Here is a 16,779-nt window from a genome sequence, read left to right on the forward strand (position 1 = left end):
AGCGGTTTTAGCCGGTTTATCTTGGTTTTGTCGAGGGGAACAATGGAGCCCTTCCTCATCATCAAGAGCTCAAAACCTATGCACACTCGTCAACTCGGTAAAAATGGCCCACAGGTTTCCGCCATCGGTCTTGGCTGCATGGGCATGACCGACTTCTACACCACCGGCACAGACACCCAAGAGGCGATCGCCACCTTGCATCGGGCCTTGGAGTTGGGCGTCAACCTGCTGGATACCGCCGACATGTACGGCCCTCACACCAATGAAGAACTGATCGGCAAGGCGATTCGGGGTAAACGAGATCAAGTATTCCTGGCCAGCAAATTCGGCATCGTCCGCGATCCGCTGAACCCGACTACCCGCGCGGTCAATGGTCGACCGGATTACATTCGCACCTCGATTGACGGCACCTTGAAACGCCTGGGTGTGGAAACTCTGGACCTGTATTACCAGCACCGTATCGACCCCGACGTCGCGATCGAGGAAACCGTGGGGGCCATGGCGGAGCTAGTCAAAGCCGGCAAGGTGCGCTATCTCGGCTTGAGCGAAGCATCGGCCAATACCCTTGAGCGTGCGCACAAGGTTCATCCGATCAGCGCGCTGCAAAGTGAATATTCATTGTGGAGTCGCGATCAGGAACACAACGATTGCCTGGCGACCTGCCAGCGCCTGGGAATCGCTTTTGTGCCTTACAGCCCGCTCGGTCGAGGCTTTCTGACCGGCACCCTGAAAAGCCCGGACGACTTTGCCGCCGATGACTACCGCCGCTTCAGCCCGCGCTTTCAAGGGGAAAATTTTGCGAAGAACCTGCTACTGGTCGAGAAAGTGCAGGCATTGGCCGCCGATAAAGGCGTGACTGCCGGCCAACTGGCGCTGGCCTGGGTGCTCGCGCAAGGCGACTACCTGATCCCGATTCCGGGGACCAAGCAGCGCAAATATCTGGAAGAGAACGTCGCGGCATTGGACGTCAAGTTGAGCGCTGGAGAGTTACAGGCTCTGGAAGCCATCTTCCCGGCCAACGCTACCGCGGGGCTGCGCTATCCCGAGGCGGTGATGCAAATGCTCGACAGATAGCAGACGTTTGTTCATTCGCCCGTTCGGAACCCTCGAGCGGGCAACTTTCCCCTTGCATCCCGCCTTTGTATAACTTTGAAACATAAGTGACCTTTTTCATCGGAGAAAATGTTCAAAATGCGCTACGTGAAATGATCGACAAGAGATTACCGATGAAAACCACACTGCGTCTGGCAGCCCTTTCTGCCCTGTTCATCACATCACTCGCCCAAGCTGCTGAACTGATCCCGATCGATGTACACCGTGATGCCAATTGCGGTTGCTGCAAAAAGTGGATCGCTCACCTGCAAGCGAACGGCTTCAAGGTCAACGACCACGTCGAAGCCAATATGAGCGATGTCAAACAGCGCCTCGGTGTCCCACCGCGATTGGCTTCGTGCCACACCGGCGTGATCAACGGCAAATTCGTCGAAGGCCATGTCCCTGCTGAACAAGTACTGGCATTGGCTAAACGTTCGGATTTGCTCGGTGTGGCCGCTCCAGGCATGCCCATGGGTTCGCCGGGAATGGAAATGGATGGTATGGCCGATGCTTATCAGGTCATCGGCTTGAGCAAAAACGGAACGGATGAAGTGGTCGCCGACTACCCGGCGCATTAATGCTCGCAGGCTACCTCGGGCTGTTCCTCGCGGCGTTCGGCGCCGCCACTTTGCTGCCGTTGCAGTCCGAGGCGGTGCTGGTCGGCCTGTTGCTCAGCGACACGTACATGGTCTGGTTGCTGTTGAGCATCGCCACCGCCGGGAATGTACTGGGTTCGCTGGTGAACTGGTGGCTGGGGCGCGGCGTTGAACGTTTCCGGGATAAACGCTGGTTTCCAGTCAGCCCTCAATCATTGGAAAAGGCCCAAAAGCATTATCAGCGTTATGGTCATTGGTCATTACTGCTGAGTTGGGTGCCGATCATTGGTGATCCACTGACATTGGTCGCCGGGGTGATGGGAGAGCCGTTCTGGCGCTTTCTGCTGATCGTGATCCTCGCCAAGTGCGCACGCTACCTGGTATTGGCCTGGGCGACCCTGGGCTGGATGCAATGAACATTTTGATCCAAAGGACTGTCACTGATTAATCCCGGCTTAATCGCGCCTTAGCAGCCTCGACGGTTTCCCAACGGAGTTCGCCCATGCCCCCCTCACGTTCCTTGTGGCTTTGCAGTCTGTTGCTGACGGCGTCACTCCCCACCTTCGCTGCAACCAAAGGTCCCACCTATGGGCCGGAACTTCAGGGTTTCGAATACCCCTATCCCGTCCAGCACTTTGCCTTCGAATCTCAGGGCAAGTCCCTGCAAATGGGTTACATGGACGTGCCGGCCAGCGGCAAGGCCAACGGTCGCAGCGTGGTGCTGATGCACGGCAAGAATTTCTGCGGTGCCACTTGGGACAGCTCGATCAAAGCCTTGAGCGACGCCGGCTATCGGGTCATCGCCCCGGATCAGATCGGTTTCTGCACCTCAAGCAAACCGGACAGCTATCAGTACAGCTTCCAGCAATTGGCAATCAACACTCACGACCTGTTGAACACACTCGGGATCCAGCGGGTCAGCCTGCTGGGCCACTCCACTGGCGGCATGCTCGCCACTCGTTACGCGCTGCTCTATCCCGAACAGGTCGAACAACTGGCACTGGTCAATCCGATCGGTCTGGAAGACTGGAAGGCCTTGGGTGTTCCCCATCGCAGCGTCGATCAGTGGTATGCGCGGGAGTTGAAAGTGACCGCCGAGGACATCCACAACTACGAACGCAGCACTTATTACGCTGGGCGCTGGAAACCGGAGTTCGACCGCTGGGTGGATATGCTCGCTGGCCTGAACAACGGCCCGGGGCATACTCAGGTAGCCTGGAACTCGGCGCTGATTTACGACATGATTTTCACCCAGCCGGTGTTCTACGAGCTCAAGAATCTGAAGATGCCGACACTGCTGTTGATCGGCACTGACGACACGACCGCCATCAGCAAGGACATTGCCCCGCCAGCGGTCAAGGCGAAGATCGGCAACTATCACGTGCTTGGCAAGCAAGCGGCCAAACTCATCCCTCAATCGACGCTGGTGGAATTTCCTGGCCTGGGCCATGCACCGCAGATGGAAGAACCGGCGCAATTCCACCAGGCACTGATCGGCTGGCTCAACACCCCGCTCACTCGTTAACAAGCATGCGCACCATCATGGTGCGCATGCATTTTTTTCGCGCACCTCCGTCTGGCAATTTCCTCACCATTTTCGCGCCTAGGGCTCAATTTATCTGCCCTTCGTCAGTGCGCCTGTAACACTCGCATGGTAGGTAATCGCCTCATTAAGCATTTTGTCGGACAATTTTGCCAAGTTGCCTCCCCCGCTCTAACTTCTGGCCTAGACTCAGTTTCGCGGATGAAATCCGGTCGGCAACCTGCCTGAAAAAAAGTCGAAACTTTCTGCTCAAGGGGGAGGTCAGGTTAAAGGTAGGGGTCGCAGCGTCTGGTGCAATCCTTGCAACGGTCACTCCACTCCTTCTGCTTCACCGCATTGGGCAGCGTTTGCTCTTCTTTGCGTAGCGCTTTTGCGCCCGGCCACAGGAGTTGGCCACCAACACCGCTGGTGGATACCAAGAACAGATCAATAAAATGGGAGAAACACATGATCAGTGCTGCAGTAGAAAACCTGGGTGAGCATCCTCAGCAGCAGACCAGCGATCCAGTGCCGTTACCGGTTTTCGCATCGGGTGGCAAGACAGTGCTGCCGGCTCCCAGGCAGAATCCCAATAGAAAAAAAGTCTTGTTCGTGACCTCGGAAATTTCCGATCTGGTGAAAACCGGTGGTTTGGGTGACGTCTCCGCGGCGCTGCCCAGGGCCATGGCGCAACTGCATGATGTACGGGTACTGATCCCCGGCTATCCCCAAGTACTCAACAGCGAAAACCCGATCCATATTATTGGCGAGCTGGGCGGTCATGCTGCGCTGCCGCCCTGCAAGATCGGCCGCATGGACATGCCCGACGGCCTGGTCATTTATGTGTTGATCTGCCCTGAGTTGTACGAACGCGAGGGCACGCCTTACGGCGCCAACAACGGTCGCGACTGGCCGGACAACCATATCCGCTTCGCCCGCCTCGGCCTGGCCGCTGCCGATATCGCCGCCAATCTGGCGCAGATTCATTGGTGCCCTGACCTGGTGCACGCCCACGACTGGCCTGCCGGCCTGGCACCGGCCTACATGCATTGGCGCGGTCAGCGCACACCAACCCTCTTCACCATCCATAACCTCGCCTATCAGGGCGTGGTCAGCCTGGCCTCCTGCCCGGAGCTGGGCATTCCGACGCACGCCCTGCAACAGGACGGCATGGAGTTCTACGGAAAGATGTCTTTTCTCAAGGCCGGTATGGCGTACTCAAGCCATATCACCACCGTCAGCGCGACCTACGCTCAGGAAATCACCACGCCGGCTTTCGGCTGCGGTCTCCATGGCTTTTTGGCCAGCAAGACCCAGCAAGGTCTGCTCAGCGGCATCCCCAATGGCATCGATGAAAGCTGGGAAGCGTCCACCGATCCGCATCTGGTCTGCCCGTTCAGCATCGGTGACTGGCAAGGCAAAGCGGTCAACGCCGCCCATGTGCGCAAGCTGTTTGGCCTGAAAGATTCCAAGGGGCCATTGTTCGCCGTCGTCTCGCGGCTGGTTTATCAAAAGGGTCTGGACCTGACTGAAGGCGTGGCCGATTTCATCGTCGCTTCGGGTGGTCAGATCGCGATCATCGGGCGCGGCGAGCCGGAAGAAGAACAAGCCATGCGTGCGCTGGCCCTGCGTTTCCCCGGTCAGATCAGTGTGCGTATCGGCTTCAATGAAACCGATGCCCGACGCATGTTCGCCGGCAGCGATTTCCTGCTGATGCCGTCGCGTTATGAGCCCTGTGGCTTGAGCCAGATGTATGCCCAGCGCTTCGGCTCGTTGCCGGTGGCACGCAATACCGGTGGGCTGGCCGATACCATCGAAAACGGTGTCACCGGTTTTCTGTTCGACGAATCCACGGTGCCGAGCTTCGAAGAAGCACTGCACCGGGCATTCAAAGTATTTGCCTACCCCGCGCTGCTCAATGCCATGCGCTGCCGGGCCATGGCGGCGCCCTTCAACTGGTGCAAGGCGGTCGAACCCTACGCCGAACTTTACGAGCAACTAGTGGCTAAAGCGCTGGGTAAATCGGGCAAACAGTAAGAGGTCTTCATAGATGCCTTTACGGACTCTGGAAACCTGGCCCCACGGCGCAATCATGCTGGATGCGGAGCACACCCGCTTTGCCTTGTGGGCGCCAGATGCGTTTTATGTGAGCCTGGAGCTGGAAAACGGCCAGTCGCTGCCGCTATTACCTCAAACCGACGGCTGGTTCGTGATTCAAACCCGCTGCCCCGTCGGTACCCGTTATCGCTACAACATCGATGGCGAACTGGATGTACCTGACCCCGCCGCCAAGGCTCAGGACGGTGACGTGGACTCTCACAGTGTGGTGGTCGACCCTCTCGCCTATCAATGGCAGCACAGCACATGGCAAGGCCGCCCGTGGCATGAAGCAGTGATCTATGAACTGCATGTCGGCGTGCTGGGTGGTTATAGCGAAGTGGAAAAACATTTGCCGCGCCTGGCCGCATTGGGCATCACGGCGATCGAGTTAATGCCTCTCGCGCAATTCCCCGGCGAGCGAAACTGGGGTTATGACGGGGTTTTTCCGTATGCACCGCAAGCCTCCTACGGTTCACCCGAACAGCTCAAACAATTGATCGACTGTGCCCACGGCTTGGGTCTGGCGGTGATTCTCGACGTGGTCTACAACCACTTCGGCCCGGACGGTAACTACCTGCATCGCTACGCCAAAAGTTTTTTTCGCGAAGACAAACACACCCCTTGGGGCGCCGCCATCGACTTCCGTCGCCGCGAAGTGCGCGACTTCTTCATCGACAATGCGTTGATGTGGATTCTGGAGTATCGCTTCGATGGCCTTCGCCTGGACGCCGTGCACGCCATTGATGACCCGGAGTTCCTGCAAGAACTGGCACACCGCGTGCGGCAACAAGTTCCCCCCTCGCGGCATGTCTGGCTCACCCTAGAAAACGAGTTCAATCAGGCCAGCCTCCTGGAACAAGGCTTCGACGCGCAATGGAACGATGATGGCCATAACGCGTTGCACGTGCTGTTGACGGGCGAAACCGATGCTTATTACGCCGACTTCGCTGAACAGCCAACCGAGAAACTCGCCCGCTGCCTGAGTCAGGGCTTTGTCTACCAGGGTCATACCACCCGCCACGGCACACCCCGTGGTGAACCCAGCGGACATCTGCCGCCCAGCGCTTTCGTATTGTTCTTGCAGAACCACGACCAGATCGGCAACCGCGCCTTGGGCGAACGACTGAACCAATTGGCGCCTGCACAAGCGCTGCAGGCCGCCACCGTGCTGTTGCTGTTATCGCCGATGATTCCCTTATTGTTCATGGGCGATGAAGACGCTGTCAGCGAGCCTTTTCTATTTTTCACCAGTCACCACGGTGAGTTGGCCGACGCTGTTCGCGAGGGGCGGCGCAATGAGTTCGCTGCCTTCAGCGCCTTCACCGATCCGCACAAACGTGAACTGATCCCTGACCCGAATGCACCAGAAACCTTTCACGCCTCACGACCGGTTCTGACTGAAACCAATGACCATACGCAGCGCGCGACGCAGAAACTGTATCGGCAACTGCTGGAGATCCGCCGTCGAGAGATCATTCCCCGACTGCCCGGTACCCAGGCACTGGGTGCCGATGTCCTGGCCGATGGCGCGGTCAGCGCCCGCTGGCGACTGGGTGACGGCAGCCTGCTGCGAATTGACCTGAACCTCAGCGCGCAACCGGTGGCCCACTCACCACAGGCCCCGGCATTGCAGGATCAGGCGCAAGCACTTTTCGAATACCCGCAGGAGGCATTCAGCCTTCTGCAACAGGGCACACTCGCCCCGTACAGCGCGCTTGTCAGCCTGACGGCAGCGGCATCGTTGCCACCCCTGACTGGAGAGTACCCATGAGCGATACGCAACTGGAAATACTCGCCAGCCGAGCGGGCCTGGCGGTCGACTGGATCGATGCTAACGGCCAACCGCAAAAAGTCACCCCTGCGGTGCTGCGTGCCGTACTGACAGGGCTGGGTCATCGCGCCTCCACGACACAAGAAATCGAAGCCAGCCTGCTCGAGCTAGAGCACGTCCAACAGAACAAACAACTGCCACCGCTGTTGACTGCAGACGCCGGCAAAGGGCTGGATCTGGCGCACTACTTTGCCCCTGAAACGCCCTGTGAGATCCATCTGGAAGACGGCGCCATCCTTAACCTGAAACTGGACGCCAACGCTGTACTGCCAGGGCTGATTCCGGTCGGCTATCAAAGCATCAGCATCGCCGGGCAACACTTCACCCTCGCTGTGGCGCCCGCCCATTGCCACAGCGTGGCCGATGCGGTCAACAGCACGACGCCGCGCGCCTGGGGCCTGAGCGTGCAGCTGTATGCCCTGCGACGCTGCGGCGATGGTGGTTTCGGCGACACCCAAGCGCTGGAGGACCTCGCCCGGATAGCCGGCGAGCGCGGTGCCGATGCCTTGGCCATCAGCCCGCTGCACGCAATGTTCAGCAGCGACACTCAACGCTACAGCCCTTACTCCCCTTCCAGTCGCCTGTTTCTCAATAGCCTGTATGCCTCACCCGGAGCGATTCTGGGTGAGCGTGCGCTGCGCACAGCGATTGACGCTACCGGCCTTGCCGAAAAGCTGCACCACCTGGAGCAACACTCACTGATCGACTGGCCCGCTGCAGCAGACGCCAAACAGCGCCTGCTGCGGGCGCTGTATGAGGGCTTTTGTCACGGTGAACACCCACTGCACGAAGACTTCAGCAGCTTTCGTCATGGCGGTGGCGACGCGCTGGAAAACCATTGCCGATTCGAGGCTATTCAAACCGAGCGCGCGGCCCGCGGCGAAAGCCTCGACTGGCGCGAATGGCCAGAACAATGGCGCGATCCACGCAGCGCGGCACTGGCCGAATTCGCCGAAAAAAACGCCGAACACATCGGCTTCTTCGCTTTCTGCCAATGGTTGATCGCCCGGTGTCTGGAGCGTGCGCAAACGGCGGCACGCAGCAGCGGCATGGGCATCGGCCTGATCGCCGATCTGGCGGTGGGTGCTGACGGCGGTGGCAGCCAGGCCTGGAGTCGCCAGGATGAGTTGCTCGCTGCGCTGACGGTCGGCGCACCACCGGACATCCTCAATCGCGCTGGACAAGGCTGGGGCATTTCGGCGTTTAGTCCTGAGGGGCTGGTGCGCAACGGTTTTCGGGCTTTCATCGAAATGCTCAGGGCCAACTTCGCCCACGCCGGCGGACTGCGAATCGACCATGTGATGGGCCTGCAGCGCCTGTGGGTGATCCCTCTCGGCGCATCACCGAGTGACGGTGCCTATTTGTATTACCCGGTGGACGACCTGCTGCGGCTGCTGGCGCTGGAATCTTTTCGGCACCAGGCCATCGTGCTCGGCGAAGACCTCGGTACCGTGCCGGACGGACTGCGGGAAAAACTGATCGCCCGCTCGATGCTCGGCATGCGCGTGCTGCTCTTCGAGCAAGACCACAACGCGCACTTCAAACCGATCCTCGACTGGCCGGATAACGCCTTGGCCACCACCAGTACTCATGACCTGCCGACGCTCAACGGCTGGTGGCACGGCCGCGATATCGAATGGAACGTGCACCTTGGGCAGGCCGACACTACCACCCAATCCCATTGGCGAGCACATCGACAGCGCGAACGTGACGGGTTGCGTCGGGTCTTGAGCCAGGACCCGCAGAATTTTCGCGAAGAGAGCCACGAGACCGATCAAGTGCTCGACGCCAGCGTGCGTTTCCTGGGTCACACCCGCGCGCCACTGGTATTGCTGCCGCTGGAGGATGCCTTGGGTATCGAGGAACAGGCCAACCTGCCTGGCACGACCGACAACCACCCCAACTGGCGTCGGCGCTTACCCGGCGACAGCGAAGCACTGCTCGATGACCCGGATGCCGCACGGCGCCTGGAAATGCTCGCCTGCGCCCGGCAACAAGCCTTCGAGCGTGACCGATGAACGACACGGTCACTCACCCGCTTCGGGCGACCGTGCGCCTGCAATTTCATAAGGATTTCACCCTGGATGACGCGGTGCCTTTGCTGCCGTACTTCGCCAGCCTGGGCATCAGCCATATCTACGCCTCGCCACTGCTTCGCGCCCGCGCCGGGTCCATGCATGGCTATGACGTGGTCGACCCGACCACCGTCAATCCCCAACTGGGTGGCGAAGCCGCTCTGCGCCGTCTGGTCGGCGCCCTGCGCCAACAGCACATGGGCCTGATCCTCGATATCGTTTCCAACCATATGGCGGTAGGTGGCGCCGACAATCCCTGGTGGCTGGATTTGCTGGAGTGGGGTCGGCTCAGCCCCTATGGTGAGTTCTTCGACATCCAGTGGCACTCGCCAGACCCTTTGCTTGAAGGCCAGTTACTGCTGCCATTTCTCGGTACCGACTATGGCGTGGCGTTACAGGACGGGACCATCCCCCTGCGTTTTGATCCAGGCCACGGGGCTTTTTATGTCGAGCATTACGAGCACCACTTCCCGATCTGCCCCACCGACTACGGTGAGCTGCTCAAACCCGGCGATCAACTTGATCCGGAACACGCACAACGGCTCAAGTCTCTGGCTGATCGTTTCACCACTCTTCACTACCTGTCTGACGCCCCTTCCCTGGCATTGCCACTGCAACAGGAACTGGTCGAACTGGCCCGGCAACCGGTCATCCAACACGCCATTGAACACACCCTGAGCCTGTACGACTCCCGCCAACCTGAAGGCCTCGACCGCTTGCACAACCTGCTGGAGCGGCAAAGTTATCGCCTGGCCAGTTGGCGCACCGCGGCCGACGATATCAATTGGCGGCGTTTCTTCGACATCAATGAGTTGGGCGGTCTGCGGGTTGAACGGCCGGTGGTGTTCGAAGCCACCCACGCAAAAATTTTCCAGCTGATCCGCGACGGTCTGGTGGACGGTTTGCGTATCGACCATATCGACGGGCTTGCCGACCCACGAGGTTACTGCCGCAAACTGCGACGTCGGGTCGATGCCTTGTCGCCTTTGCGGCATTTCCCGATCTATGTCGAGAAAATTCTCGGCCAAAACGAAACACTGCACCGCGACTGGCAGGTGGACGGCAGCACCGGCTACGAGTTCATGGACCAGTTGTCGCTGTTGCAACATGACCCACAAGGCGCCGAGACCCTCGCCGAGCTTTGGAGCACCCACAGCGAACGCCCCGCCGGGTTCATTCAAGAGGTGCTCCTGGCCCGTCAGCAAACTCTCAACGGTTCCCTTGCCGGGGATTTCGAAAGCGTTGCCCAAGCGTTGTTGCAGATTGCCCGCGATGACCTGATGAGCCGCGACCTGACCCTGGGTGCGATTCGCCGGGCGTTACAGGAACTAATCGTGCACTTTACGGTGTACCGCACCTACATCGGTGCCTGTGGCCGTCCAGCGCAAGACCAGGTGTTTTTTCAGCAAGCCATGACCGGTGCCCGCAGCACGCTGAGCGAAGCCGACTGGCCGGTGCTCGACTACCTTGAGCGCTGGCTGGGCGGCGAGCCATGGCGCAGGCGACCTATGGGCAGGCAACGCAAGATCCTCAAGCATGCCTGTGTGCGCTTTCAACAGCTGACCTCTCCGGCGGCGGCCAAGGCGGTGGAAGACACCGCGTTCTATCGCTCGGCCGTGCTGCTGTCGCGCAATGACGTCGGCTTCAGCACCGAACAGTTCAGCGCCCCTATCGCCGACTTTCACCAAGCTTGCAGCCAGCGCCTGGCGACCTTCCCGGACAACCTGCTGGCGACGGCGACCCATGACCACAAGCGCGGTGAAGACACCCGCGCCAGGCTGGCAGTACTCAGCGAGCGCAGCACCTGGTATGCCGAACAGGTCGAGCATTGGCGAACACTCGCCGCACCGCTGCGGACCGATCCGAAGGCGCCGTCAGCGGGTGACGAACTGATCCTCTATCAAGCCCTGCTTGGCAGTTGGCCGCTGGAGTTGCGCATTGACGATTCTCAAGCCTTGCAGGACTACGCTCAACGTCTCTGGCAATGGCAGCAAAAAGCCCTGCGCGAAGCCAAACTCCAGAGCAGTTGGAGCGCGCCCAACGAGGCTTATGAACAGGCCGCCCACGAATTCCTCGAACACCTGCTGTTATCTCCGCAGGGGCTTGAGTTGCGCTCGGCCATCGGCAATGCCGCGCAAATGATCGCCCCAGCCGGAGCCTTGAATGGTTTGGCTCAAACCTTGCTGCGGCTCACGGTACCAGGCGTCCCTGATCTTTATCAGGGCAATGAGTTCTGGGACTTCAGCCTGGTGGATCCGGATAACCGACGGCCCGTGGATTTCAACGCCCGGCAACAGGCAATGAAGGCGCCTTGCGACATCTCACAGTTGCTGGTGAGCTGGCGTGACGGGCATGTCAAACAAGCACTGATTGCACAGGCGCTGGCCCGGCGCTCCGAGCATCCGGAGCTGTTTCGCCGGGGCCGCTATCAGGCACTGGAAGTGCTCGGTCAACAGGCCGAACACGTGCTGGCGTTCTTGCGCGAAATCGATGGTCAGCGGGCGGTGGTGATTGTTCCCAGGCTTGTAGCCAACCTGCTGAAAGCGGGTGCCCAACCTCTAGTGGGCGCTCTGGAATGGGGCGATACCCGGGTAAAACTGCCGTTTGCCGCTTCCGGGAAAAATCTAAAGGGATTTTTTTCAACGTGGGCAGTCACACACCACAATGAGTTAATGATCAGCGCCGCGTTGGCGGACTTCCCGGTCAATCTTTTTATACAAACTTGAGTTCAGTTCAGGAGCATTGCGATGAGTACCGACGACAAACGTGTCCGTGAATTTGCCTATCAAATCTGGGAGTCCGAAGGTAAGCCCGAAGGTCAGGAAGCCCGCCATTGGGAGATGGCGCGCAAACTGGCAGAGGCCGAAGCCCTGGCCCCGACCAAGCCGTCTAAAACCAGCACGACCAAAGCCGCGCCAAAAGCCACACAAAAAGCCAAACCGGCCGCTGCCGCACCGGTGGTGACGCCGCAGGGTGAAAAAAAAGCCGCCGTGAAAAAAACGCGAGCGCCGCGTAAACCACCGGCCAACTGACGTCATTACAGCCAATCCGCGAACGCTGCCCCCTGTAGGAGCGAGCTTGCTCGCGATGGACTCAAGGGCGACGCGTTTATTCAGAAAACACGCGTTTTCGTTAACGTCCATCGCGGGCAAGCTCGCTCCTACATCTGAATTCATTTGCAGGAGCATCTATGACCACACCAAAAAAAGCCGCGCCCGAGCCTCACGTCGAAGCCTCGCGTATCCGTGAAGGCTTGCCCTTCCCGTTGGGCGCTACCTGGGATGGCCTTGGTGTCAACTTTGCTCTGTTCTCGGCCCACGCAACCAAGGTCGAACTGTGCCTGTTCGACGACGCCGGCGAAGTAGAGCTCGAACGCATCGAGCTGCCGGAATACACCGACGAAATCTTCCACGGCTATCTGCCCGACGCCCATCCCGGCCTGATTTACGGCTACCGGGTCTATGGTGCGTACGACCCGGAAAACGGTCACCGGTTCAACCATAACAAGCTGCTGATCGACCCCTACGCCAAGCAACTGGTCGGCAAGTTGAAATGGTCTGAAGCGCTGTTCGGCTACACCATCGGCCACGCCGATGCGGACCTGAGTTTCGACGAACGTGACAGCGCACCGTTCGTGCCCAAGTGCAAAGTCATCGACCCGGCCCACACCTGGGGTCACGATCATCGCGTCAGTGTGCCGTGGGACCGGACGATCATTTATGAGACCCACGTGCGCGGCATGACCATGAGTCACCCCTCCGTCCCCGAGAACGTGCGTGGCACCTTCGCCGGGTTGATGGTCGATGACGTAATGGAACATATCCGCAAGCTCGGCGTGTCGTCGGTCGAGCTACTGCCGATTCATGCCTTCGTCAACGATCAGCATCTGCTGCACAAGGGCATGACCAACTACTGGGGCTACAACAGCATCGCCTTCTTCGCTCCGGACCCGCGCTACCTGGCCAGCGGCAAGATCGCCGAGTTCAAAGAGATGGTTGCGCACCTGCACGAAGCCAATCTGGAAGTGATTCTCGACGTTGTCTACAACCACACCGCCGAAGGCAACGAGCAAGGCCCGACCCTGTCCATGCGCGGCATCGACAACGCCTCTTACTACCGTTTGATGCCAGAAGACAAACGCTTCTACATCAATGATTCCGGGACCGGTAACACCCTGGACCTGAGTCACCCCTGCGTGCTGCAAATGGTCACCGACTCACTGCGCTACTGGGCCACGGAAATGCACGTGGACGGTTTCCGTTTCGATCTGGCGACCATTCTGGGGCGGTATCACGACGGCTTCGACGAACGCCACAGCTTCCTTGTCGCCTGTCGCCAGGACCCGGTACTGCGTCAGGTGAAGATGATCGCCGAGCCTTGGGACATCGGTCCCGGTGGTTATCAGGTCGGTGGTTTCCCGCCGGGCTGGGTGGAATGGAACGACAAATTTCGTGACACTGCGCGCGCGTTCTGGAAAGGCGACAATGGTCAGCTCGCCGATTTCGCCGCACGCATGACGGCCTCTGGAGAGCTGTTCAATCAGCGCGGGCGCCGGCCTTACTCATCACTCAACTTCGTCACGGCCCACGATGGCTTCACCCTGCACGATCTGGTGTCGTACAACGACAAACACAACGAGGCCAACGACGAGGACAATCAGGATGGCAGCAACAACAACCTGTCCTGGAATCACGGCGTCGAAGGCCCGACTGACGACCCTGAAATCAATGCCCTGCGCGCGCGCCAGATGCGTAACTTCTTTGCGACGTTGCTGCTGGCCCAGGGCACGCCGATGCTGGTGGCCGGGGACGAATTCGCCCGCACCCAGCACGGCAACAACAACGCCTACTGCCAGGACAGCGAAATCGGTTGGGTCAATTGGGACCTCGACGAAGACGGCAAGTCGCTGCTCAAGTTCGTCAAACGCCTGATCAAGCTGCGGCTGACCTATCCGATCCTGCGTCGCGGGCGCTTTCTGGTCGGCAATTACAACGAGGACATCGGCGTCAAAGACGTCACCTGGCTAGCGCCGGACGGCACTGAGATGACCACCGAGCAATGGGAAGACAGCCACGGCCGCTGCCTGGGCATGTTGCTCGACGGCCGCGCCCAAGAGACCGGCATCCGCCGTCCGGGCGCAGATGCGACCCTGCTGCTGGTGGTCAACGCCCATCACGACATCGTCAATTTCCTGCTCCCGGAAGTACCGGACGGCGGTTTCTGGACCTGCATGGTGGACACCAACCAACCCTCGGTTCGTGGTCAGGAACGCTTTGATTTCAATTATGAATACTCAGTGACAGGACGCTCGCTGTTGCTGTTCGAACTGCAACACGAGGAAGAGGATTGAAATCTGTGGGAGCGTGGCTTGCCCGCGAAGCTAACGCTGCAGTCTTTCAGGCATTGCGCGTCATCGTTCTTCGCGGGCAAGCCACGCTCCCACAGGTTCTGCGCCTTAACTGATTGGCATCAGGCCAAGGGTGGTTTTGGTGGTTTTCTGAAAGCGCAGAACCTGTTCGTTTAAAAAAACCACGACCGCTTCTTCATACAAGGGCGACGTACGCCTGAGTATGAGCAATACTCAGTGCGCGGCAATCCAGGGTCAGGAAAGCCAGCAAACCTCTATTAACACGCCATCGCCGACGTGCAGAGGATTGACCTGAAGCCATGATTCAAGACTGGCGGCGCTATCAAAACAAGGATGTGACACCCATGAAGTCCGTATCCCTCCTCGAAAACAGCCTCCCCGCACAGGTATGGAACAGCGCGCGACAGCTGGAAAACATCCCAGTCATCAATACCAGCAGTTTGGTTCCACCCGGTGCTCGCGCTGTCATAGTCGCCCCTCACCCGGGCGATGAGGTCGTGACCTGTGGCGGCCTGCTGCAGTTACTGGCCAGTCTTGGCCATCCCTTGCAGCTGATCTCGATCACCGACGGCAGCGCCAGTCATCCGGGCTCGAACCTGTGGTCGGCCAAGCGCCTGAGTGTATTCCGCCCACAGGAAAGTGTCGAAGCGCTGCGGCGTCTGGGATTGCCCATGCACAGCCTGAAGTGGATCCGTGGCGGCTTCACTGACAACGCCCTGGCCGAACGTGAGCATCAAATGACTCAGTTCATCGCGCGCTATTTGCGCCCCGGCGACGTGGTATTCAGCACCTGGCGCGAAGACGGCGACATCGACCATGAAGCCGTCGGCCGGGCCAGCGCCAAAGCCGCGGCGATGGTCAATGCACAGTTTTATGAGTTTCCGGTCTGGGCCTGGCACAGGCCGGTTCGCGAGCAGGGGCTGATTCCCTGGCAACGGGCCCGCAAGATTCGTCTGGACACCTGGACCGTGGCCCGAAAAAGCCATGCGACCCATGCCTACGCCAGCCAACTGGATGGCGAGCCCGCAATCGGTATCGCACCGATGCTGCCGCGGGTCATTCTGGAGCGCATGCGTCTGTCGTACGAAATCGTGTTTGTGTAATCGATGCAAGTACGGATCAATACGCCTGAAAACTCTGAACTGCCGGGCAACGTGTCAGTCGCATAAGTAACCAGTCCTGATTCAGAGGAGTGACCGTGACTAACGATTCAGACAGGTGCTCCGCCAGCTCAGCGTCAATGAGCAACTCATTGGTGATTCATCGTCTGAGAGTTCTGACGGTCAACACCCACAAAGGCTTCACGGCCTTCAACCGGCGTTTCATCCTGCCGGAATTGCGCGAAGCCGTTCGCAGCACCTCGGCGGACCTGGTTTTTTTGCAAGAAGTGCTGGGCGAACACGACCGCCATGCCTCGCGCTTGAACAACTGGCCGCAGCAGTCACAGTACGAGTTTCTCGCTGACAGCATGTGGAGCGATTTCGCCTATGGACGCAACGCGGTTTATCCGAACGGCCATCACGGCAACGCCCTATTGTCGAAATACCCCATCCGGCAACACCGCAATCTCGACGTATCCATCACCGGCCCCGAACGTCGCGGGCTGCTGCATTGCGTGCTTGAAGTGCCGGGGCATAACGAAGTGCACGCGATCTGCGTGCACTTGAGTTTGCTGGAAAGCCATCGTCAGTTGCAGCTGGCCCTGCTCTGCCAACTGCTCGAATCGCTGCCCGAGGAGGCGCCGGTCATCATTGCTGGCGACTTCAACGATTGGCAGTTACGAGGCAACGCCACCCTCGCCCAGCGCGACTATCTGCATGAAGCCTTCGAACGCCATCACGGACGCCCGGCGAAAACCTACCCGGCGCGTTTTCCGTTACTGCGCCTGGACCGTATCTACCTGCGCAATGCCAGCAGCCACGAGCCAAAGATTCTCAGTCACAGACCGTGGACACATCTCTCCGATCACTTGCCATTGGCGGTGGAAGTGCACCTTTAAACGCCCTTCGCTCAAGACCGAGCAAAACCCCTCATCGGCGGACATTGGCATCGGTCTGATAGTCAGCGTCACGTCGTCTGTCAGCCTGTACACCAGCGCCGATTACAGCACCAACATTGATAGCAATGACCTCAGGGGTATCGTTGACAACCTGGGCATCCGGATGAGTTGGTAGTCTCGTAGCTACCTAACG

12 protein-coding genes are annotated in these 16,779 nt (G+C 59.3%); all 12 read left to right on the plus strand.

All coding sequences use genetic code 11. The annotated features are described in order from the left end of the window. The first annotated feature begins 78 nt into the window (after positions 1-78). Positions 79-1,074, plus strand: coding sequence for an aldo/keto reductase (locus ACZYSM_RS11240; RefSeq protein WP_489071562.1), 996 nt, complete (start codon positions 79-81; stop codon positions 1,072-1,074). A gap of 152 nt (positions 1,075-1,226) precedes the next feature. Next, positions 1,227-1,673, plus strand: coding sequence for a DUF411 domain-containing protein (locus ACZYSM_RS11245; protein WP_489071563.1), 447 nt, complete (start codon positions 1,227-1,229; stop codon positions 1,671-1,673). Then, positions 1,673-2,107: a YqaA family protein gene (locus ACZYSM_RS11250; protein ID WP_489071564.1), complete on the plus strand. Its 435-nt coding sequence runs from the start codon at positions 1,673-1,675 to the stop codon at positions 2,105-2,107. Before ACZYSM_RS11245 ends, ACZYSM_RS11250 begins: the two co-directional genes overlap by 1 nt. A gap of 86 nt (positions 2,108-2,193) precedes the next feature. Then, positions 2,194-3,216, plus strand: coding sequence for an alpha/beta fold hydrolase (locus ACZYSM_RS11255; RefSeq protein ID WP_489071565.1), 1,023 nt, complete (start codon positions 2,194-2,196; stop codon positions 3,214-3,216). Between the two features lie 465 nt (positions 3,217-3,681). Next, positions 3,682-5,250, plus strand: coding sequence for a glycogen synthase GlgA (glgA, locus tag ACZYSM_RS11260; RefSeq protein WP_489071566.1), 1,569 nt, complete (start codon positions 3,682-3,684; stop codon positions 5,248-5,250). Between the two features lie 13 nt (positions 5,251-5,263). Further along, positions 5,264-7,084 (plus strand): malto-oligosyltrehalose trehalohydrolase, encoded by a 1,821-nt coding sequence (gene treZ, locus ACZYSM_RS11265; protein WP_489071567.1) that lies wholly within the window; start codon positions 5,264-5,266, stop codon positions 7,082-7,084. Further along, complete coding sequence (gene malQ, locus ACZYSM_RS11270; RefSeq protein ID WP_489071568.1) at positions 7,081-9,162, plus strand: 4-alpha-glucanotransferase; 2,082 nt, start codon at positions 7,081-7,083, stop codon at positions 9,160-9,162. Before treZ ends, malQ begins: the two co-directional genes overlap by 4 nt. Continuing rightward, the gene (locus ACZYSM_RS11275; protein ID WP_489071569.1) at positions 9,159-11,945 is read left to right on the plus strand and encodes a malto-oligosyltrehalose synthase; all 2,787 of its coding nucleotides are present in this window, start codon (positions 9,159-9,161) and stop codon (positions 11,943-11,945) included. Before malQ ends, ACZYSM_RS11275 begins: the two co-directional genes overlap by 4 nt. 21 nt (positions 11,946-11,966) lie before the next feature. After that, positions 11,967-12,251: a DUF2934 domain-containing protein gene (locus tag ACZYSM_RS11280; protein ID WP_489071570.1), complete on the plus strand. Its 285-nt coding sequence runs from the start codon at positions 11,967-11,969 to the stop codon at positions 12,249-12,251. A gap of 158 nt (positions 12,252-12,409) precedes the next feature. After that, positions 12,410-14,569 (plus strand): glycogen debranching protein GlgX, encoded by a 2,160-nt coding sequence (gene glgX / locus ACZYSM_RS11285; RefSeq protein ID WP_489071571.1) that lies wholly within the window; start codon positions 12,410-12,412, stop codon positions 14,567-14,569. 362 nt (positions 14,570-14,931) lie between these two features. Beyond that, positions 14,932-15,690 (plus strand): PIG-L deacetylase family protein, encoded by a 759-nt coding sequence (locus tag ACZYSM_RS11290; RefSeq protein WP_489071572.1) that lies wholly within the window; start codon positions 14,932-14,934, stop codon positions 15,688-15,690. Between the two features lie 137 nt (positions 15,691-15,827). Then, positions 15,828-16,586, plus strand: a complete 759-nt coding sequence (locus ACZYSM_RS11295) for an endonuclease/exonuclease/phosphatase family protein (protein ID WP_489071573.1) — start codon at positions 15,828-15,830, stop codon at positions 16,584-16,586. The last annotated feature ends 193 nt before the right edge of the window (positions 16,587-16,779 follow it).

Source organism: Pseudomonas sp. F220 (assembly GCF_057813935.1).

Coding starts and splice junctions, on each gene's coding strand:
- ACZYSM_RS11240 (WP_489071562.1), top strand. CDS start 79: ATGCACACTCGTCAACTCGGTAAAAATGGCCCACAGGTTTCCGCCATC.
- ACZYSM_RS11245 (WP_489071563.1), top strand. CDS start 1,227: ATGAAAACCACACTGCGTCTGGCAGCCCTTTCTGCCCTGTTCATCACA.
- ACZYSM_RS11250 (WP_489071564.1), top strand. CDS start 1,673: ATGCTCGCAGGCTACCTCGGGCTGTTCCTCGCGGCGTTCGGCGCCGCC.
- ACZYSM_RS11255 (WP_489071565.1), top strand. CDS start 2,194: ATGCCCCCCTCACGTTCCTTGTGGCTTTGCAGTCTGTTGCTGACGGCG.
- glgA (WP_489071566.1), top strand. CDS start 3,682: ATGATCAGTGCTGCAGTAGAAAACCTGGGTGAGCATCCTCAGCAGCAG.
- treZ (WP_489071567.1), top strand. CDS start 5,264: ATGCCTTTACGGACTCTGGAAACCTGGCCCCACGGCGCAATCATGCTG.
- malQ (WP_489071568.1), top strand. CDS start 7,081: ATGAGCGATACGCAACTGGAAATACTCGCCAGCCGAGCGGGCCTGGCG.
- ACZYSM_RS11275 (WP_489071569.1), top strand. CDS start 9,159: ATGAACGACACGGTCACTCACCCGCTTCGGGCGACCGTGCGCCTGCAA.
- ACZYSM_RS11280 (WP_489071570.1), top strand. CDS start 11,967: ATGAGTACCGACGACAAACGTGTCCGTGAATTTGCCTATCAAATCTGG.
- glgX (WP_489071571.1), top strand. CDS start 12,410: ATGACCACACCAAAAAAAGCCGCGCCCGAGCCTCACGTCGAAGCCTCG.
- ACZYSM_RS11290 (WP_489071572.1), top strand. CDS start 14,932: ATGAAGTCCGTATCCCTCCTCGAAAACAGCCTCCCCGCACAGGTATGG.
- ACZYSM_RS11295 (WP_489071573.1), top strand. CDS start 15,828: ATGAGCAACTCATTGGTGATTCATCGTCTGAGAGTTCTGACGGTCAAC.